We start from the raw sequence: 21,079 nt of genomic DNA, 5'->3' as shown, positions 1-21,079 counted from the left end.
CATTGGCGATCATTTCGGCCCGGAAGCACATTTTCGCACGCTCTTCCGGTCGGATTGCCCGAATTGTTATTTTAGTTTTTGCATCAGATCGAGCAAGGGAATACTTACCGAAAATTCTTTATCGTTTTTTTCCAATTGTACTTTTTTATCGGTCAACAGCGCGTAGCGTTTACTGATACTTTCCAGCCCGAAGCCGGTAGAGGGCTCCGGTGTCCATTTCTCCTGCAGGTTGTTGGTCACCACCACGTATCCGGGGCGGGCCTCGGAGATCCGGATCGTCAGGGGTTGATCCCGCCCTACTACATTGTGCTTGATCGCATTTTCCACCAGCAGTTGCAAGGTCAGGGGGATGATATATCCCGAACGCAGCTGATCGCAGATCCGGATCTGTAGGTTGTCGGCAAATCTTTCCCGCAGGAGCGCGGTGTAGTTCCGGAGCAGACCAAGTTCCTCTTCCAGACTGACCACCGGGCTCTCCCGGTATTGCAGGATACTGCGGTAAAAATCCGCGAGGCGCTCTACATAATTGACAGCCGCAGGCGGATCCTCTTCGATCAGGGTAATGAGGGTATTGAAATTGTTGAACAGAAAATGCGGATTGATCTGGCTTTTCAACAACTCAAACTGATGGACGAGTTTCTCCCGCCGCATCACCGACTGCCGGTGCAGCCGTTCCTCCCGTGTACGCATGATCATATAGATCGACCCGATGGACACCAGGGCCACGAGGATCGCAAACCAGGGCGAATTCCAAAAGGGCAGATTGATCCGAAACTGGTAAACAACCTGGGGTTCGGGAAAAAACAGATCGTTATCCGAAGCCGACAGGCGAAAGGTATAATCTCCGGGCGGAAGCTGGGAATACACCGCACGCTGGTCCCGGGACACGATCCAGTCGGGATTGTATCCGTCCAGTTTATAGCGGTACCGCACGGCTTCCGGATTGGAATACCACAGACCGGAATAATCGAAGATCAGGTTATTCTTATGGTGGGGGAATTCGCTCGTCTGTGTGAAGTTGACCGGCTGCAGATCAACCGAAACGCCAGTCAATTGCACTTCGGGCATGATCTGTTGCACCGGAAGTTTTCCCGCGTAGCGAATAATGCCGCTTTGGGTCCCGATCCAGATGCTGCCCTCCTCATCCTGAAAAAAGGCATTCAGATTCGGCTGAATATCACCGATCCCAACCTCATCATCGTAATGGATCAGTCGTTCTTCCTGCGGATTGAAAAGATCAATACCGGACGGATGGATCAACAAGAGCTGATTTTTATAATCGGTGGCCAGCCCGACGATACTCCTTTCCCGTAAACCTCTGGACCGCTCGAACCGGGTAGCCATTTTCCCGTCGAACCGAAAGATGCCTTCCTTGGGCGTACTGAACCAGATGTTGTGATCGTGATCCTCCGTTATTGAATATACGGAACGGATCTCCAGGCTATCCGTTTCGGAAATGTTCCGGAACGTTCCCTGGTCCAGCAGGCTCAGTCCTTCCCCATCCGTACCGAACCATACCCGCCGCCGACTATCTACGTAAACTTTATAAATAAAATTGGTCCCCAAACCGTCCTCATGCCGGTAATTCTGCAAACTGACGGCGCCGGGCAGGGCGGGATCCATGGTAAAACTCAACTCGGTAACCCCTCCCAGCGTAGCGAGCCAAACCTTATTTCCGTAACCGTCGATGGAAAGGATGCTGCCGTTCGTCAGTCCGTCCGCCTCCGAAAGAAGTTGCGGTGTACCCCCTCCGGGTTTGAAGATAAAAACTCCCGCGCCGAAAGTACCGGCCCAGATATTCCGGTAGTGATCCTGAAAAAGCGATAAGAAATTCCCGGGCTGCACCAGCCGGAAAGTATCCCGGCCGGATGGCATAGTCTCCCGTAAGAACAGCCCGTTCTGGGTGCCCGCCCACAAGTGGCCGTCTCCGTCCACCAGTAGACTCTGGACCTCCCGGATACCACCATCAATAAATTCGAAGAGCAGGCTCGCGGATAAGAGTTCATGATTATTCTTTACGACCCAGATATTCCCTTCGGCATCCCGGTGGAGCTCGTTGATCCGGGCATTCCGGAAATGATCCGGGCTGCATTCGGATAGTTTCCCACTTCCGGGAGCATACCGAAAAACGCCGGATTTCTCCGTACCGAGCCACAGTTCATCCGGGCTACTCATTTCCAGAGCGGTGATCACACCATGGTCCCATTCCGCTATCCAGAACAGTACGCGCCCTTCGGTACCGGAAACGTAGCCGAAACCTTTTTCGTAGGTGCCCACCCAGCAATTTCCGCTTTCATCCGGTTCGATCACCCGTACGATCTCATCGGGCAATCCGGCATCCCGCCCCAGCACGGCCACCTTTTTTTGGCCGTTTTCCAGGTGGCAGATACTTATTCCACCATCCGTAGCCGCCCAGATCCGTCCGCGTTGATCACTGCTGATCGTGTAGACTTCGTTGCCGGAAAGACCGTCATCCGTAGCGAAATTGTAGAGGCGTTTGCCAGTCCAGTAATACAGGCCTTCCCCGTAGGTAGCCAGCCAGATATTGCCGGCTCTGTCTTCCGCAAAGGCGGTTACGGGGGCCCGGGGCCAACCCTCTTCCGGTTCCCAGATCTGTAACTGATGAAACTGATCGTGATGAAAAATGCCTCCATCCCGGTATCCCACCCAAAGCCGGTCGTTCTGATCCCGGTAGAGGCTGCTCACACGATTGTCGGCCAGACTGTCCGTCCGGAGGATCCGCTGGTAACGGTGGCCATCGAACAGCACCAGCCCATCGTCCGTGCCGAGCCAAAGGAAATGACCGTCCGACTGGTACAGATGACGAATGGCCGTACCTTCGAGCTCTTCCGGAACGTCATGCTCCCGGAAGAATGGCTGCTGGGCGGTAAGTACCAGGGGAAAAAGGCAGCCGATCAGGTATACTATTTGAAGGTTCCGCGTCAATCTACTGGTCGGTTATGGCTCTGTGTACAGTGAAGATCGTTGTTTTTTCACAGCGGATAAACAATGGGGCATTTATTTTGCCTCCAGGGGGCGGAGGTTTATGTTCAGGTCCACCAGTATTTCCTCGGCGATCTTCTGATAAACGATCTGGGGGATACTGATCTGATGGTCTTCCAGCAGTACTGAGAACGCAGCCGAGATCCGGATACCGTCCTTCCCGATATCCAACCGGCCTTTGATAATGCGTTCCTGCCGGACACCGTGTACCTCCAGTTGCCCCTTGGCCCGCACCTCGTAGCTTCCCGGTTCGGAGAAGTCAATATCCTCAATGATCTTCCCCGTAAAAGTAGCCCGGGGAAATCGCCGGCTTTCCAGATAATTTTCGTTGAAATGTTCGCGCTGCAGCGGGCTGTTGAATCCCTGAAAGGAGCGGATATCTACCGAAAAGGCAAATCCATCACTTTCCGGCTGCAACACTCCGCTCAGGTGCTCCGACCTGGCTTCGATCAGCTCCAGCGGAGCATCCGATTTGAAATGGATCATACCGTCCCTGGCGATAAAATGAGATTGTCCGGAAACCGTATTTCCAAAAACCAGCCAGGCCAGGATCCCCAGACAAATGCGTAGTTGTTCCATAATCGAGCTTTCAGCCAATCGATTCCACTGATGCTACCGGAAAAAGTAGCCCTACAGTATAAACCCAAGTGTACCCACACGCAAAAAAAATGCGACTGAACGGGAAAAAATTGGCGATGAACCGGGTAAAATACCTAGTTTCGGTCCTCCATAATCAATCACTCATGCCATCTAACGCATCATCATACGGCTTTAATACGGAGCTGGAACAGGAATATCGACAACTGTTGGACAAAAGTAACCGCCTGGAGGATCGGCTGGAAGCTTACGACTTCCTCACCGATATGGAGGTCGGAGATACTCCGCTGATCCGGGCCCGCAATCTGGAACGGGAATTCAACATCCGGCAGATGTTCCTCAAATTTGAAGGTGGCAATCCGACCGGTACCCAGAAAGACCGGATCGCTTTTGCCCAGTGTCGGGACGCCATCCGCCGCGGATTTGATGTACTCTCCCTGGCTACCTGTGGAAATTACGGCGTGGCCTGCGCGCTGGCGGCCAAATACGCCGGCCTGGAATGCCGGATCTTTATTCCATCGGCCTACCACTCCAAACGCGTGGAGGAAATGGAAAAACTGGGAGCGACCATCGCCCGCATTGAAGGGGACTACGAAACCACCGTTGAGGCCTCGCAAAAACTCGCCGCGAAAAACGAATGGTACGATGCCAACCCGGGCGGGGAAAACACGCCACTGCAACTCCGGGCCTACGGGGAGATCGCCTTCGAGATCTACGATGAATTGCGCGACGCTCCCAAAGTGGTCGCGGCACCGGTTTCCAACGGCACCGTACTCACCGGCATCTATAAGGGTTTTGTCAGTCTGTACCGCCGCGGAAAAACCAGCCGGATCCCGCGCATCGTTGCCGGTTCCGCCAATAAGAAGAATCCGATCGTGATGTCCCTCCTGAACGGGAAATCCAATTACGAAGACCTGCCACCGGATGACATCCACGAAACGATCATCAACGAACCGCTGATCAACTGGCACTCTTTCGACGGAGATATCACCTTTGACGCCATCCGGAACAGTGAGGGATGGGCCCGCAATGTGACGGATAAGCGCATGCTCGATCTCGCTAAATTACTAAAGGAACGGGAGGGGCTCAACGTACTTCCGGCTTCTACCGCCGGTTTGGCGGCCTTTGTCGAGCCTCCCAAACCGGAAATGGTACAGAACGATCGCTTCGTGATCCTGCTTACCAGCCGGCGTTAACCATCGACCATCAACCGTCAACCCTCGACCGTCAACCATCCCCCCATGCACCAACACATCGCCCACATCGCCCTGGTCGTAAAAGATTACGATGAAGCCATTGCCTTCTACACGGAAAAGCTCAACTTCCGGCTGATCGAGGATACCCGGATCGATGAGGAAAAGAGGTGGGTGCTGGTAGCTCCGCCCGGAGCCGGAGAATGTTGCCTGCTGCTGGCCAGAGCGGCCAATGCCGAACAGGAAGAGGCGATCGGCCGTCAATCCGGCGGCCGGGTATTTCTATTTTTATTTACCGATAATTTCGAGAGGGATTACGAGGCCATGCGGGCAAAAGGTATACATTTTGTACGCCCGCCGAAAGTGGAGCCCTACGGAAAGGTTGCCGTTTTTGCAGACCTCTACGGCAACCTCTGGGATCTGCTGGAACCGAGTAAGTCCAATCCCGGAAATCTCCCGGGCTGATAACTATTCTTCGTCCTTCAGCAGGACCAGTGGATCCGGCTCTTTCAGGATCTCCAGCGCTTTCCGCACCATTTCGTCGTTGGAATTCAGTACGGTGAAGAAGCCTTCATCACCGAAAAGCTGACGGGCGATCCGCGCCTTGATCAACAGGTCCAGTTCTTTTCTGACGTTTTTCAGATTGGGCAGTTCTTCCTTCAGCCCTTTGGTGCGAACGTAGTCCATGAACTCCCCAAACAAAGCATTGCTCACGGTATAACGCTCCACAAATTTTTCCAGGGTGTATTCGCTGAACTGCGCATTGTTATCTTCTACATAACCGAAGGTAAATTCGGGAATATACTGGCGCAGCAATAAATAGGTGTCGCTAAACAGATTGGTGTCGATCGGTACGAATACATCGGGAAATAATCCGCCGCCGCCGTACACGACGTGGCCGTCGGCGGTATAGTATTTCGTAGAATCCTGGATAGACATCTTATCCGCCTCCGTCAGTTCGCCGGACTCATAGCGGGCGATGACATCCTGATTGTATTGGTCCAGATCATTGTACGGTTTCTGGATCGAACGGCCGGAAGGAGTATAATAGCGGGCAACGGTAAGCCGCAGGGCCGATCCGTCGCGCAGGCGGTACTGCTCCTGTACCAGGCCTTTGCCGAAAGAACGCCGGCCGACGATGATACCGCGATCGTGGTCCTGCACGGCGCCAGCCAGGATCTCGCTGGCACTGGCCGAACCTTCGTCGATCAGCACCACGATATCGTCGACGTCAAAAAAGGCGCGACCGGAAGATTCGTAATCGTTGCGGCTAACCGCCCGGCCTTCGGTGTAGACCAGTAGCTTGTCCTTATCCTTAAATAACTGGCTCAGAATATTGGTAGCCTGCTGGAGGTAACCGCCGGGATTGTGCCGGAGGTCGATCACCAGGTCTTCCATATCTTCTTTCTCTACCAGTTTTTCCAGTCCCTGCATGAATTCTTCGTAGGTAGTGGCACTGAAACGGTTGACTTTGATGTAGCCGGTCTTTTCGTCCAGCATATAGGCGATATCCACACTGTTCATGGGGATCTTGTCGCGGGTAATATTGAAATGCCGGATACGGGAGTCGTTGCCTCTTTTGACGCCGATACGCACTTCGCTGCCCCGTTCTCCGCGCAGGAAGTTGACAATGTCGCGATTGGTCAGTTCCAAACCGGCGATGATGGAATCCTCCACCGAGATGATCTTATCTCCGGCCAGGATACCGACCGCTTCGGACGGGCCGCCGGCCAGCGGACTGACGATCACAATGGTATCGTCCACAACCATGAATTCCACTCCGATGCCGTCAAAACTGCCTTCCAGTTGTTCGGTTGCCTCCTGGAGTTCCTCGGCGGTGAAATAGGTGGAGTGCGGGTCCAGCTTACTAAGTACTTCATCAATGGCTTCCTGGATCAGTTTGTCGCGGTCCACTTCGTCCACATACTTGGCCTCGATGTACCGGATGAGCTCTTCGATCTTGCCCTGTCCCACGCTGTTACCGGCCAGATTGCCGCGCTCCACGACCATTGGCGGAGCCGCAGATTGCAATTGCATACCGATAAACATACCCCCGATCAATACCAGTGCAAAGGCAAGAGGCAACCATACCTTCGCACCGATAGAATTGTTTTCATGCTTCTGATCCATAGTCTCTTCTTATAATCTTAATCACTATTCTACCGGATGTTCGTTTTCACAAGCCGGGCAAACTGACCGTCTTAAGTCTTCTGCTTCCCGGTAGCCAGCAATGTTCTTTATAACACCTTTATCTAGGATGTTTGTTGTAAAAATGAGTGCTTTTCCGGGAAAAAAGAAAATATTTAAAATTATTGTCCGCAAAGGTCCGCAGTTCGCGCTTTACCCTCCCAAAACGCTTTTTAAGAAATTCGCAGTATAACATTACAAATTTATTAAAAGAAGAAAAAAAACAGGCCACTATTTTGAAAATAAAAAAACAAGAACCTACATTTGTTAAACTTTCACTAATGATTTAGTAAAGGGTAGCGTGTACAGAGCCAAGAGACCCGTTTCGATAATGGAGAAGCCCAATACACTTATACATCAGTGTATCCCTCAGCGCTCTACGCTTTGCTCTATGCTACGGAGTTAGCAACTTATTTTAATACAACAATACGCTTGCAATGAAAGAAATAGATAAGCTCGACCGGCAGATCCTATCGCTGCTCATGCGCAACGCAAAAAAGGCATATACCGAAATTGCCCAGCAGCTATATGTATCCGGGGGCACCATCCACGTGCGGATGAATAAACTGACGGAGGCAGGCATCGTTAAGGGGTACCACCTTTCCATAGATCCCAATCAGCTGGGATACGATATTTGCGCTTTTCTGGGGATCTATCTGGATAAAAGTTCGCTGTACGATCAGGTGGCCAAAGAGATCGAAAAGATCCCGGAGATCGTTAACGCCCACTACACGACGGGACTGTACAACATCTTCGCCAAGATCATCTGCCGCGATACCGATCACCTGCGGGAGGTATTGCACGACAAGATCCAGCGCATTCCCGGTATCCAGCGCACGGAAACCTTCATCTCGCTGGAAGAGAGTATCAACCGGCCGCTCAATATACTGGAAGAGGAAGACGAGATCAACGAAGTGGAGCAGCAGCAACAGTAGTTTGCGAATAGCGGCGGCCCAAACGAAAAGAGCGATACCACCCACCCGGTGATATCGCTCTTTTGCGTTTGTTATAGTTAGTGTTCTTAAGTCTTAAGCGCCCAGATAGTGTTTCAACAGCTTACTGCGATTCGCAGAACGCAGTTTATTAATGGCTTTGTCCTTGATCTGACGTACCCGCTCGCGGGTCAGTCCGAAACGCTCTCCGATATCTTCCAGAGACATGGGGTGCTCTACGCCGATGCCGAAGTACAATTTGATAACATCGCATTGACGATCCGTCAGGGTAGACAGAGAACGTTCGATCTCTTTGCGCAGCGACTCATTGTATTCCAGCGCCTGGTCGGTATCCGGCGTACTGCTGTTTTCCAGTACATCCAGCAGGGAGTTGTCTTCACCTTCTACGAAAGGCGCATCCATGGATACGTGGCGGGCGGCAACGCCCAGAGTTGTTTCTACTTCTTCGGTCGGGATCTCGAGGGTATCGGCCAGCTCTTCCGGAGAAGGCTCGCGCTCGTATTCCTGCTCCAGTTCGGAGAAGGCCTTGTTGATCTTATTGAGAGAACCTACTTTATTCAGCGGTAAGCGAACGATACGGGATTGTTCGGCCAGTGCCTGCAGGATTGACTGGCGAATCCACCATACTGCGTAAGAAATGAATTTGAAACCACGGGTCTCGTCGAAACGTTGTGCGGCCTTGATCAGGCCAAGATTACCTTCATTGATCAGGTCACTCAGGGAAAGCCCTTGGTTTTGGTACTGTTTGGCTACAGATACGACGAATCGAAGGTTGGCTTTGGTCAGTTTTTCAAGAGCTATCTGATCTCCTTGTTTTATCCGCTTGGCCAAATCTACCTCTTCCTCGGGGGTCAACAGATCGACTTTTCCGATCTCCTGCAGATACTTTTCAAGTGATTGACTTTCGCGATTGGTAATAGATTTGGTAATCTTAAGCTGTCTCATCCACTACATTCTTTTAACGGTTATTAAAGCAGTCCTTTTCGTTTCTTCTTGTTCTTCAGTATGTTATGGGAATAATAGAAATGTCCTGGACAGGCATTTAGGTATAGGGATGTTGCTTTCACAAAGCAGTATCGAAAGGTTTTAACATCTGTTTGGGTTTCAATGCCTATGGTATTTGTCCGGATTCAGCGAGCAAATTTACAGGAATTTAACGTAGCTGTCAAGGGAAAGGTTTCATTAGGGTTAAAATTAGTGTCAAATGGACACAAACAATCTACGAAGAAAAATCCTGGCCACCAACGAAAAAAAGAGTTTAATTTGGAAAAATCATTTTTTTATTTTTTATTGTGCGGGGCATAAGAGGCTTTAGAAAAATATTATCTTTCGCAATTACGCACCATTATCTAACAAAAAGATTTTCAAATTAATAGCTTCGGTATGGAAAGAGTTCAAATAGACATGGAATTCATTTTTCGGGCCTCTCCAACCATACTCTATAAATTTCTAACCACTCCCTCTACCCTCATTCGCTGGTTCTGTGACGAAGTCGATATCCAAGGGGATACCTTCACTTTCGTGTGGAGCGGCAGCGAAGAAGTTGCCGAACTCATTGACGATATCGAAGACGAACGAGTTCGCTTTGAATGGGAAGACGCTGACGAAGGAGAATACCTGGAATTTCGTATGGATAAGTCCCCCGTGACCGGCGAGACCATTCTCACGATCACCGATTTTTGTGATTCCGACGAAGTGGCCGACCAAAAACAGCTCTGGGCTACCCAGATCTCCCAACTGCGCACGGAAACTGGCGGTTAGGTCAGGATCATTCGCCCGTTGTAACCCGCAAGTCCCCAGTCTGCCTCACCACCGACTCACGACTTTAAGCTCTTCAACTTACGGCTTTTGACCCACTGATTCACGATTTTACTCTATGATCATTTATTTCGGTTTAGCGCTCGATGATAGTGTCTACCCGCTGCCGGACGGCACGCAGGGTAATGTGCAATATCTGGGCCCGCACGGCCTCCTGCATACCCTGGAATCACATCTTGGCCTGATCGGTCACGCCAATAATATTGACTACCTGCGTACGGCCCAGTACCGGCAGGCGCTCAGCGCATACCTGGAAGAACAGCCCCGGGCTTTTTTTGCGGATTCCTTCCGGGCCGACCAGATGGCCACCGCGGCTGAACTGCTTTCCCGCCGCGACGAACTGCTGCTGGCCGGCTGGGATTTTCAAGCGGATGAAAACAGTCCGGAACGATTGGCCTGCCTGGCTGCGATCGAGGAAGAACTCCGCACCGGCAATCCGGTCCACCTCACCATGGGCGTAGCCGACCGCTGGCGCGCGATCCTCCGCATGCTCGACCGCCGCCGCCACCCGATCCGGGAGGTGGCCCTCGTAGAGCCCCGGGAACAACTCCCTCCCCATTTGCGACAGTTGTTTGACCGGTTCCGGGACCAGGGCGTTGTCATTCGCCAGATCGGGCTGCCCGATACCCACGCGCACACCGATCTGGGGCATTTCCAACACGCTGTTAACGGCCTGACCAAAGCCAAAAAAGATACTGCCGGTGACGGTAGCCTGCTGATCCTGCGGGGCGAGAACGAAGCCAGTCTGGCGGCCTGGATCGCCGCCTGTTTCCGACTCAACGAAGAACTGCGTCCACTCTGCCTGATCGGTGATAAAAGTCGCCTGCTCGATGATTACCTCACCCTGGAAGGTCTGCCCGGCATGGGCCTGCCGGCCGCATCGCTGGCCCGCCCCACCCTGCAGGTACTCAAGCTGGTGAGTGTATTTCTCTGGGATCCGATCGATCCGTATAAGATCATGGAGTTTGTTTCCCTGGCGGTCAAACCACTGGAGGACGAACTGGCCCACCGCATCGCCATCCACATGGCGCAGACCCCGGGCTTGCGCGGAGAGGGCTGGTACATCATGATCAACCGCTACTTCGACGAGCTGGATACGCTGGCCCAAAAAGATAAAAGCATCAAACCGGCCGAAGTGCGCAGCCAGTACAATTTCTGGTTTGAACGCCAGCGCTACGATCGTTCGGCCGCCGTTCCCAAGGGAGAGGTTATCGAGATCTTCGCCTACCTGCAACGCTGGGCCATCCAGGTGTACGATGACAAAGGGGCGAACAATCCTTCTTTCATGGTACTGGCCGAACAGGCCAAACGTGTCGTGGAATTGCTGCAGGCGGTGCCGGAAGATCGCTTATCCCACCTGGAACTGGAGCGTATCGTACGCACCATTTACGAGCCCGCACCGGTACAGTTTCGCGAAACGGAAGTGGGGCATTTGCCCTTTGTGCTCCGGCCGTCGGCCATGGTAGGCGCTACGGACCGGCTCCTGTGGTGGAATTTTTCCCAGCAGGAAGCCGAACACTTCTTTTCCCGCTGGTACGACAGCGAACGTTCCTGGCTCGAAAAACGGGCCGTGGTACCCGATGGACCGCAGGATGAAAACGGTCGGCTGATCTGGCAGCGCAAATGGCCCATTCTGCAAACGCGGGATCAGCTCATTCTCATCGTACCGGACAATACAGCCGGCCGCGCCAATGAGCCGCATCCGCTGATGGGGCCGCTGGAGGCCGCGTTCAAAGACCTGAGCGCTATCACCTACGATCTGGAAAGTGGTCGCGGAGAAGAGGCTTTTGCGTCTATCTTCGACCTGCCCTCCTACCGTCCGCTGGACATCCGGCAGTTGGGGCGGCCGAAACCCTTCCTGGAGATCACCGGTATTGACCTGGCCGCCCAGCGGGAAGCCGAGACCCTCAGCAGCCTGGAAACCCTCTTCTACTATCCCTACCAGTGGGTATTGCGGCACCAGATCCATCTGCGCAAAAGCGCCATTCTCAGCGTGGTCCCGGACCGGACCCTGATGGGCAATCTGGCGCACCGCTTTTTCCAGCGGCTGCTCAACCAGAAACAGGAACAATGGGACCAGGCCGCCGTCCACCGCTGGATCGAAGGCGAATCCCGCCGCTTACTCGGGCAGGAAGGCGCCGGCTTACTGCTCTACGGACGCGAACCGGAACGACTGGCTTTTATCAATAAGGTAAAATACGCCGCCTGGAGCCTCGTGAATCTCATCCAGCAGAACGGCTGGTCGGTACGGGGCACCGAGCAGGAACTACAGGGTAAATTTGAAAATATTCCCGTCAGGGGACGTGCCGATCTGGTGTTGGAACGGGACGGCGAACTCGCTGTGGTCGATCTGAAATGGCGGGGCAGCAGTCGCCGGGAACGGCAGATCCGCAACGAGGAGGATCTGCAACTCGTACTATATTCCCGCCTGCTCACCGCGGAAGACTCTTGGGCCCATACTGCCTATTTCGTGATGGAGGACGGCAAAATGATCAGTCGCAACGAGCTGGCATTCCAGCAGATCACCGCCGTCAGTCCGGATACCGACCACCGGGAGGTGAACGAACGCATCCTGGAAAAGATGGAAGCCACCTATCGCTGGCGGATGGAACAGATCAAAGCGGGCAAGATCGAGATCCGCTGCGAACAGACAGCCGAAGCGCTGGATGAGCACTACGGCGCCGAATTGATGGACCTGCTGGAAATGCGTACGGGGAATGCCTATTTTGATGATTATGGGACGTTGATCAATCTCATTGAATAAGGTAAGGTCTACTTACCCGCCCAGCAAACCCAGTACCTGCGACCGCTTCTGCTTGGACACCGGCACCTTCATCTTATTCTTCATCACCAGATAGCCGCCATCCAGCCGCTGGAATTCCTGCACGTATTCCAGGTTGATCACAAAGGAATTGTGGGGCCGGAAAAAGCCCTGGGGTTCGAGCATTTCCTCAAAATCGCGCAGGGTTTTGGAGATCAGGCGCATCTTACCGTTGATCAGGAATACCTTACTGTAATTACTGTCCGCTTCGCAAAGAATGATATCGTCGGGCGCGACAAACTCGATACTTTCCCGGGAAGCCAGCGCGATCTTCACCGGTTTGCGTTGCCGTTCGGCCTGGATATTGGACAGCAGATTGTCGATCCGGACGATGGAATCCTGCTTGTTGACCGCCTTGAACTTCTGGACCGCACCCACCAGCTCTTTGTTATGTACCGGCTTCAGGATATAATCCAGCGCACTGAACTTGACGGCTTTAATGCCGAAGGAGTCGTAAGCCGTCACAAAGATGACGCTGAAGTTGATCACCGGCCCCAACTCTTCCAATACATCGAAACCGTTCATCATCGGCATTTCAATATCCAGAAAAAGGAGGTCCGGCGCTTCCTCCTTCAGGTATTTAATTCCCTGTACGGGATTGGTGAAAGTAGCGACGATATCGACATCCTCGCAGTAATTGTTGAGTTTCCAGACTAGGGTATCGATGCTGTGTTGTTCATCATCGATGATTACGGTCTTGATCATGGCATCAGGTGGATAAGGTGATAAAAACTTTGGTGCCCTGCGGCGTTTCGTCTTCGCTGTAGAGGTCGGCGATATCGATCCTGGCATTGGCATTATATAAGGTATTTATTAAGTCAATACGGTCGTGGGTGATCTTCATGCCCATCGACTTTTTGTGTTTGATCTTCCGTTGTTTGATCTCGCGGGAGCGGACCCGCCCTACCCCATTATCCGTCACCTGGATGGTCAGGATCCCGCCCTTACGATCGATGTCCACCCGCAGTTTGCCCGACCGGTCTTCGGGCAGATGCAGTAGCCCGTGCCAGACGGCATTTTCCACGTAGGGCTGCACTAGCATCGGTGGGATCTCTACCTGATCCACATCCACCGAATCGTCGATATGGATGACGTATTCGAATTTCCCATTGAAGCGCAACTGTTCCATCTTCAGGTAGAGTTCCAGGGTGTCGATCTCATCACTCAGCCGGATGGATTCCGAGCGGGAATTCTGCAGGATCAGCCGGATCAGCCGGGCGAAATCGTTGAGGTATTCCGAAGCCTGCCGCGATTCGTTTTTCAGGATAAAACTATCGATGGAATTGAGGCTGTTGAAGATGAAGTGGGGATTCATCTGGGCCAGCAGGGCATTCATTTCCACACTGGCCAGTTTCTTGTCGAAATCCGTTTTGAGGCGGGCCTCGTGCCGGATCTGATTCACCCGGTATTGGTAAACGGAAAGGAAAAACAGTCCGAAAAACCCACCCGTGCCCAGATAGAACCAGGTAGTCGCGTACCAGGGTTTGCCGATGGCAATGGGGATCAGCAGCGCCTCTTTATTCCAGATGCCTTCGTTATTGGCTGCCTGAAGCTCAAAGACATAATCGCCGCTGGGTACATTGGTGTAGGTTGCAAGCTGGCTGTGCCCGACCTCCTTCCATTCGTCAAATCCCCGGAGGCGGTACCGGAAATTCACATCCTGCCCCAGCGTATAGGCCTGCGCCGAATAATACAGCGTAAAAAAGTTTTGGTGGTGTTTCAGCTCCAGGGGTTTCCTGCCGAAAAGCGGATAGGGCTCGGTTTCGGTTTCGTTGCGAATACTGATGCTGGACAGGTACGGGATCGGTAGTTCGTCGTTTTTGCGCAGGCGGCCCGCATCGGTTTCCAGCAGGGATACCCAGCTCCCGATGTACATTTTATCATCCGGCAGGATCCGGAAACCGTAGTAGGTAAAATCGCGGGCACCGTAGCGAAAACTGTAGCTGCTTATGTGCAGACTATCCGGTTCTATACAGATCATATCGTCTTCGGTGATCCCCCAGACATTTCCTTTGGAATCGGTCTCGAGCCGACTGATATAGCCCGGCAGGCCGACATCGTTAAAATTGATCTTGCGGATCAGGCCTTTTTCCGGATGGTCTGCTTCCAGATATCCGAGCATGCCGTGCCCGTTACTGGTCCACACCCGCCCCTGCCGGTCTTCCACAAAATCGTTGACCATGGTAAAACTAATGTCGGGGTCGAGCGGATAGATGAAATTGTGGAAAGTGTCCTGTTGGTGGTGGTAAACACTAAAGCCAAAACGGCGTTTGATCCAGATATTTTGCCGGCTATCTTCGTACAATATGCCCATATGGGTCAGGCCGATATCGCTGTAGTCGATCTCCTCCCGGTAATGCCGGAAAGAACGAAGATCCCGGTCCGTCCGGTAAATGCCCCGGTGATTGACGCTGATCCAGATCTCTCCGCTGGAAGTCAGGAGTACATCCCGCAGATCAGAATAGAGAATGTCATCCGGGATCTCGATCACCCGCTGGGCTCCGGTACGTTCATCGTATAACTGGAGTCCGCTCCGCGTAGATAGCAGATACTGACCGTCGCCCAGCATGCTGAAGCCAAAGACCTCGAGATAAGGTTTGTCGCCCGGATCGAGCGCCAATTTTTCCCACTTTTCAGTTTTCCGTTCGTAACGGTACAAGCCGTCCGCCCGCCGGGGGCAGACCACGATCCGGTCCCGGACCGTATCGTATTCGACGTAGATATTGAGCGCAGGATCCTTACGGTCGTAGAGATCGCGAAAAGAGCGGTTACCAAATTGCTGCAGATGCGGATCAAAGAGGTAGATCCCAAAGGTATTATCGTACCAGATCCGCCCCCGTTTATCGATCATGGAAATGCCGTAGAATGCCTTTTTTTCAAAATCGTTGGATTTGGCGTAATCCAAGGTCCGGGTGTGGGAATTATAAACCGCCACTCCGCGGGAGGTGCTCATCCAGATCTGTTCGGCGTTTTTCCGGTGCAATCCTCGGATATGGGACTTAACGGTAATGTTCTCGCTATCGTTACCGGCCGCCAGCGGGGCAAAGAGACCGGTAGCCGGATCGAAGGTGTAAACCCCCTCGGTCCAGTTGCCGAGATACACCAGGCCGTCATCGTGGGCATAAACGTTCAGGACAACATTGACTGCCGTTTCTTTAAGCAGGTCCTCATCCCGGTAGAGGTGGAGTTGCTGTGCTCCCGAAACTTTGTTCAGTTCCAGCAGTCCCGCACCGGTACCGACCCAAATGATGGAATCATCGGTCGGTGATTGGGTAAGCGAACAGATCAGATAGGGTTTTTCCAGAGGAGAGGGCAGTTGGGGATAGGCCCTTTCGGAATACGGGATGAAGGTTTCGGTGACCGGATCAAACCGCCACAGCCCCTGAATGTGGGTGCCGATCCAGATCTCTCCCTGCCGGTCCCGGAAAATGGCCTGCACGCGGTTGTAGGAACTGGCCCCCTGCCATTCGGGCCAGTTGTTGCTGGAAAAGGTATAGTTGGTGAAAGTATGGGTATGTAGGTCCATGACGGAAACGCCAATGGCCGTGCCGATCCAGAGTTGATCTCCGATGGCGAGCATGGCGTAGATATTATCATGCTGGAGGCTGGTGGAATCTTCCGGCTGGTGGTGATAGACTTTAAAATTCCGGCCGTCGTAACGATACAGTCCATTGGCCGTGCCGATCCAAATGAACCCGTCACTGCCTTCCTGCAGAATGCCCCGGATGTCTTCTTCCCCACCGATATTGACGTAGCGGTCGAAGTAATACTGGGCCTGGGTCAGGGGAACGCTCAGGACCAGCAGGCAGGCGGTAAAGTAAACCGGCGTAAAATCCTTTCGGGAGTTCCAAACCCGTTTAAGTGCAGCGAATACTGCCCGAAGCGGCCTGGACAAACCCCAAACCACTTTGCGTCGAGTGTAGGTCCGGTATGGAGTTATGGTGGGCACCATTAGCTTTATTCAAAGATCCAGGGCACCGAACGAGCCGTACTTTCGCCGGCTCCGGCACTGGATTTGGACTGTTAAATATGTTCAATTTAGGCAAAAATCCCCAGTCCCGGGACCCAATTGATTGAATGTCAGGGTTCAGCTTGTGAATGGGGTGTTTTTCTGCGTCAATACCACCCGCAGCCTGTGCAAATGCATTTTTCAGCAGATTTCCTCCCGAAAATCCCGATCCGTAGATCAAAGCAGGAAACCTGTGCCTTCCCTCATTTGGCCTTTACTACCGGCCGCCAGGCCCCTAATATTGCACTAACATTTAAAACCAAAGATTATGTCCAGATTCTTTTTTCTAATCTACGGAGGGATTGCCTATCTGCTTTTTTTAGCGACCTTTTTGTATACCGTCGGGTTCACAACGAACCTGTTCGTGCCCAAGACCATCAGCGGCCATCCCGAATTACCCTGGATCAATGCCCTGCTCAATAACCTGGTACTGCTGGGTATTTTTGCGATCCAGCACAGTGTAATGGCCCGTAAGGGTTTCAAAAAATGGTGGACCCAGGTCATTCCCGACCCTATCGAAAGGAGTACCTATGTGCTGTTTTCCAGCCTCGTACTCATCCTGCTGATCTGGAAGTGGCAACCTATGGGGGGTGTCATCTGGAGCCTCTCCTCCCCTTTTCTGAGCGGCCTGCTGGTCGCCGTCAGCCTGTTGGGTTATACCCTGATCCTGGCGAGTTCATTTATGATCGATCACTTTGATTTTGTCGGCCTGCGTCAGGTGTGGCGGTATTTTCGCAATCAGTCCTACGAGCCGCTGAAATTCACTACCGCCTACCTGTACAAGTACGTCCGGCACCCGCTTTATCTGGGCTTTATTATCGGCGCCTGGGCTACTCCGGTCATGACGACCACACATCTGACGTTCGCCGTCATCATTACCGCTTATACTTTAGTGGGTATTTATTTCGAAGAGAAAGACCTGGTAAATTTTCACGGTAAGGTCTACAGCAATTACCAGTCCCGTATTCCCAAGCTGATACCGGGATTCAGGAAAAAAGAACTGCCCCGGGAAACGCCGGTCCCGGTGAGCGACCGGGTCGCCTGAGCGGCGAAGAAAGGAAGATGACTCGGCGGGAAGGCAATTTTCAGGATCCTACCCGTTTGTATGGTTAGAGCCTGCAGGTAGCCCGACGGTCGTTCCTATATGACCGTCGGGCTACTGACAGGCTTTTTTTAATTGGATCGGCAGAGCCATGGGAAGTTGGTAGCAGGCTTTCAATCACCTTCCTTCCATTGCTCAATCTCCGCATCCCTGTGGCCTAGTTCACCACGATCCGCTGCAGCGGCAGTAACTGCCCTTCCATCTGCAACTGGATAAAGTAAAAGCCGGCCGCCAGATCCGGCAGAGACCACTCCATCCGGTTTTCTCCGGCGAATAGTTCTACCGGCCGTCTTTGCAGTGGCTGCCCCAGTTGGTTGACCAGCACCAGTAGAGCGCGTTGATCCGCACCGGCCATCACCTGTACGTTAACCAGTTGACCGCTCCGGAGCAGGTTGGGGAATACCCGGAAATCCGCCACCACTTCTTCGTCGTTCCCCGGTAAGGCGATCCGGCTGCCCCCCAGAGGATCAAGCACTCCGCGGGTGAGCGTCAGGTTACTGGTCGGGCCGGCGGTAGCCAGGCTGCCGTCCGAAGCTACTATGCGGTGGAAAAGCGTCACGGTTTCGCCGACTGCCACACCCGCATTGGCCAGTAATTTATCCAGCAGCGCGTAATTGGTCGCGTAAAAATCACTGTAGCCGACATTCCGGTTCAGGAGCAGGGTTTGAAAAGCTACCCCGGTAGAGACCTGCCAGACATAACCCAGATAATCCCGATCGGTAGCGGGGGTCCAGTTGAGGATGAAATCCGTCAGTGGATCACCCTCTACGGTGAGGGTTTCGCCCGGCATAGGGGACGTGATAGTCGCGTCGGGTTCCGGATATTGATTGATCTCTCCCAGTACGTGCCCCCGGATCTCTCCGGCCGGATGGGTACTGCTGTGAATATTCAGATACAGAAATCCGTTGATCAGATCGAAGTAATTGCGGAAATCAAGATCAAATACATTTTCTACCGCCAGGAAACGACCACCTTTCAGGTCCTCATTCAAGCGGGCGTTCGTAAAAAACTTGATCGGTCCGTTCTGGCCCACAAAGGCCGCGTGCAGGTGGGATCCGCCCGCAACCGCCGCGTCAAATTCGCCCGTTAGACCGGAAAAAGCTCCGCTCAGGACGATCTCAGTTCCCCGCAATTCGACCTTCACCTGGCCGCGGCCCATCGAAGCGTTGGGCGGTACGGCGTTCGATCCGGCCAGATTGGCGGTAAAGTAAGCCGTGGCCAGCGGTAATAGTTGTCCCCGAATCTCACCCGGCAGGTATTGCTGACTGTGCACATTCACGTAGTAACCACGACTGCGCAGGCGGCTGATGAAATCTTTATTCAGGGCCTGTACATTATCCTCCGCCGCGAAGGTCCCGCTCAGCATACCGTCCTCGGTGCTTGAATTCAGGGGAAAGATCACGGATCCGTTCTGACCGGCCATGCCCTGGTGCACGTGAGCGCCGCCGGAAATAGCCGTAGCCAGAGGAGCGCTCAGATTGTTGAACGATCCGGTGGTAATACCGATATTCCCGGTAACTTCCAGGATGGTCATACCCACCGCATCGGTATTCACCGGAACGGTTTGGCTGGCACCGGAAAGTGGGGCTACGAAATAGGTGGTCGCTTCGGGTAACAACTGCGTACGCAATTCTCCGGAAGGATTATCCAGCGAATGGATATTCACATATTTTCCCCGGGCCCGCAGGTCTTCCAATTCGGCTGCTTCCAGCTCGAATACGTTCTGATCCGCCGCGAAAGTTCCCGACTGGCTATCGTCACCGAGCGTGAGTACCAGCGGTTGGGTTACCGGTCCGTTGGAACCGGCCATCCCGCGGTGGATATGAGCACCGCCGGCAATTTCCGTCGCCACGGCGCTGCGCAATTCGGCAAAAGATCCGCTCAGCGTGAGCCGGTTGCCGGATAACTCTGCCTTTACCCCGCCGGTACCGGTGCTGATGGCCCCGTTGGTTTGGAAAATACTGGACAAAAAGCCGCTGAAGTACATCTGGCTTTCGGGCAGCAGTTGTCCGCGGATCTCACCACTGCCGTTGATGAGCGTATGGAAATTCGCGTAGAAAGCCCGGTCGTAGAGGGCCGCTACCTGCTCTTCCGATAACTCATTGATATTGCGGTCCATTTCGACCACGCCATTGAGCAAGCCGCCACCGGTTTTCACGAAAATGCGGAACATTACCGGACCGTTGGAGCCCGCCAGTCCGCGATGAATGTGAGCGCCGCCGCCGGTATTCACGGCCAGTTTACTTTCCAGACCGTTGAAGTTACCGGAAAGGATCAGCCGGTTATCGGCCATTAGTTCAGCCAGCACAACGCCGGTAGCCAGACTGGTAACGGACGGATTTTCGTTGCTGCCCGAAAGGTGCGCCCGGAAAACGTTGCGCGCCATACCGACAACCTGTCCCCGGAGTTCGCCACCGGGCACCTGGCTGGAGTGGATGTTGGCGTAAAGTCGCCGATCCCGCAGGGCGCGTACCTGTGGTGGAGTCAGCTCAAAAGTATTATCCGCAGCGGTAAATACGGCCGCGTTTCCGTCTTCTCCCGCACTGGGATTGAGGCCGACCTCGATGCCACCCGTTTCCCCGGCGTAACCCAGATGCAGGTGAGCGCCACCGGCCGCCTGGGTAAACAAAGTTCCCTCCATATTTTGAAAGGAGCCGCTCACCGTGAGGGTTCTTCCGTTCAGTTCGAGGGCCAGAGCGCCGCTGCCACCGGACATCACCGCCGGCACGGCATTGCTGCCCAGCAAATTGGTGAAGAAGTATTCCTCGGCTGCGGGTAGCAATTGCCCCCGCAGTTCGCCGCTGGTGCTGGCTGTAGAGTGGATGTTGACGTACATCCTCCGTTCGGCCAGAGCCTGCATCTGTTCTTCGGTAAGCGAGAAATTGTTGTCCTGAGCCCGGAAGGTGCCGCCGCGCAGATCCGGGTCCAGCGTAGCGGTCAACGACAGGGCAATGCCACCGTTCCGGCCGGCATAAGCGATGTGAATGTGACTGCCGCCGGCAACGTTGGAGGCAAAATCACCCGAAAGACCGGAGAAGGAGCCCTCCACCGTCAGTACGTTTTCTTCCAGAGTAGCGGTTATCATGCCGGACGCAGGGGTAGTGACCGGCAGTACTTCGTGTCGCCCCCTTAACATCGCCTGGTAGATGTTATTAGCGGAGAGCGTTAATGGCAAAAAAGCCGTACACAGGATGACGACCAGGCCGAAAATACCTTTCACTACGGGAGCAAAAGAATCTTTAGTAGAATAGTTCATACAAGGATAGGGTTTGAATTAATTATCAATAAACGATTAATTACCATGATCTAATAGAGGGGCTCCGAACCGGCGACCGGTTCGTGAGGCAGATGTATTGTATGGATAGGATCAGGAAGTTGGACGATTCGCCCGGTTCG

Annotated in this window: 12 protein-coding genes and 1 pseudogene; 6 read left to right on the top strand and 7 right to left on the bottom strand. The window is 53.4% G+C overall.

Features of this window, described 5'->3' with window-relative positions; genetic code table 11:
* Nucleotides 1-66: 66 nt before the first annotated feature.
* Both CRP01_RS04130 and CRP01_RS04125 read right to left on the bottom strand, forming a co-directional pair.
* Nucleotides 67-2,946 carry a two-component regulator propeller domain-containing protein gene (locus CRP01_RS04130; RefSeq protein WP_099148740.1) on the bottom strand — a complete coding sequence of 960 codons (2,880 nt, stop codon included), beginning with the start codon at nucleotides 2,944-2,946 and terminating at the stop codon, nucleotides 67-69.
* Nucleotides 2,947-3,018: 72 nt separating this feature from the next.
* Nucleotides 3,019-3,582 carry a YceI family protein gene (locus tag CRP01_RS04125; RefSeq protein ID WP_099148739.1) on the bottom strand — a complete coding sequence of 188 codons (564 nt, stop codon included), beginning with the start codon at nucleotides 3,580-3,582 and terminating at the stop codon, nucleotides 3,019-3,021.
* A gap of 164 nt (nucleotides 3,583-3,746) precedes the next feature.
* On the opposite strand from CRP01_RS04125, the gene CRP01_RS04120 reads away from it, so the two are divergent.
* Nucleotides 3,747-4,796, top strand: a complete 1,050-nt coding sequence (locus CRP01_RS04120; protein ID WP_099148804.1) for a pyridoxal-phosphate dependent enzyme — start codon at nucleotides 3,747-3,749, stop codon at nucleotides 4,794-4,796.
* Between the two features lie 45 nt (nucleotides 4,797-4,841).
* Nucleotides 4,842-5,258, top strand: coding sequence for a VOC family protein (locus CRP01_RS04115; protein ID WP_099148738.1), 417 nt, complete (start codon nucleotides 4,842-4,844; stop codon nucleotides 5,256-5,258).
* A 3-nt stretch (nucleotides 5,259-5,261) separates the two neighbouring features.
* Here CRP01_RS04115 and CRP01_RS04110 read toward each other — a convergent pair whose 3' ends face one another.
* Nucleotides 5,262-6,923: a S41 family peptidase gene (locus tag CRP01_RS04110; protein ID WP_099148737.1), complete on the bottom strand. Its 1,662-nt coding sequence runs from the start codon at nucleotides 6,921-6,923 to the stop codon at nucleotides 5,262-5,264.
* A gap of 494 nt (nucleotides 6,924-7,417) precedes the next feature.
* Between CRP01_RS04110 and CRP01_RS04105 the strand changes: the two genes are divergently transcribed.
* Nucleotides 7,418-7,915 (top strand): Lrp/AsnC ligand binding domain-containing protein, encoded by a 498-nt coding sequence (locus tag CRP01_RS04105; protein WP_099148736.1) that lies wholly within the window; start codon nucleotides 7,418-7,420, stop codon nucleotides 7,913-7,915.
* Nucleotides 7,916-8,008: 93 nt separating this feature from the next.
* Here the strand turns inward: CRP01_RS04105 and CRP01_RS04100 are convergent, their stop codons facing one another.
* On the bottom strand, nucleotides 8,009-8,878 hold the full coding sequence (locus CRP01_RS04100; RefSeq protein WP_099148735.1) for a sigma-70 family RNA polymerase sigma factor: 870 nt from the start codon (nucleotides 8,876-8,878) through the stop codon (nucleotides 8,009-8,011).
* 438 nt (nucleotides 8,879-9,316) lie between these two features.
* On the opposite strand from CRP01_RS04100, the gene CRP01_RS04095 reads away from it, so the two are divergent.
* Together CRP01_RS04095 and CRP01_RS04090 are read left to right on the top strand one after the other, a co-directional pair.
* Complete coding sequence (locus CRP01_RS04095) at nucleotides 9,317-9,694, top strand: START-like domain-containing protein (RefSeq protein WP_099148734.1); 378 nt, start codon at nucleotides 9,317-9,319, stop codon at nucleotides 9,692-9,694.
* A gap of 115 nt (nucleotides 9,695-9,809) precedes the next feature.
* A pseudogene (locus CRP01_RS04090) lies at nucleotides 9,810-12,377 on the top strand (PD-(D/E)XK nuclease family protein); the annotation flags it as partial.
* A 150-nt stretch (nucleotides 12,378-12,527) separates the two neighbouring features.
* Here CRP01_RS04090 and CRP01_RS04085 read toward each other — a convergent pair.
* Both CRP01_RS04085 and CRP01_RS04080 read right to left on the bottom strand, forming a co-directional pair.
* Nucleotides 12,528-13,277 carry a LytR/AlgR family response regulator transcription factor gene (locus tag CRP01_RS04085; RefSeq protein ID WP_170110213.1) on the bottom strand — a complete coding sequence of 250 codons (750 nt, stop codon included), beginning with the start codon at nucleotides 13,275-13,277 and terminating at the stop codon, nucleotides 12,528-12,530.
* A gap of 4 nt (nucleotides 13,278-13,281) precedes the next feature.
* A complete protein-coding gene (locus tag CRP01_RS04080) occupies nucleotides 13,282-16,467 on the bottom strand; it encodes a sensor histidine kinase (protein WP_170110212.1) in 3,186 nt (1,061 codons plus the stop codon).
* Between the two features lie 382 nt (nucleotides 16,468-16,849).
* Here CRP01_RS04080 and mddA point away from each other — a divergent pair, with 382 nt between their 5' ends.
* Nucleotides 16,850-17,626 carry a methanethiol S-methyltransferase gene (gene mddA / locus CRP01_RS04075; RefSeq protein ID WP_099148730.1) on the top strand — a complete coding sequence of 259 codons (777 nt, stop codon included), beginning with the start codon at nucleotides 16,850-16,852 and terminating at the stop codon, nucleotides 17,624-17,626.
* Nucleotides 17,627-17,840: 214 nt separating this feature from the next.
* Here mddA and CRP01_RS04070 read toward each other — a convergent pair whose 3' ends face one another.
* The gene (locus CRP01_RS04070; protein ID WP_099148729.1) at nucleotides 17,841-20,939 is read right to left on the bottom strand and encodes a CHRD domain-containing protein; all 3,099 of its coding nucleotides are present in this window, start codon (nucleotides 20,937-20,939) and stop codon (nucleotides 17,841-17,843) included.
* Nucleotides 20,940-21,079: the final 140 nt, after the last annotated feature.

This window comes from Flavilitoribacter nigricans DSM 23189 = NBRC 102662 (genome assembly GCF_002646595.1).
Taxonomy (GTDB): domain Bacteria; phylum Bacteroidota; class Bacteroidia; order Chitinophagales; family Saprospiraceae; genus Flavilitoribacter; species Flavilitoribacter nigricans.
The sequence above is the reverse complement of the archived record's forward strand: the minus strand, read 5'-3'. Positions and strand labels throughout refer to the sequence as shown.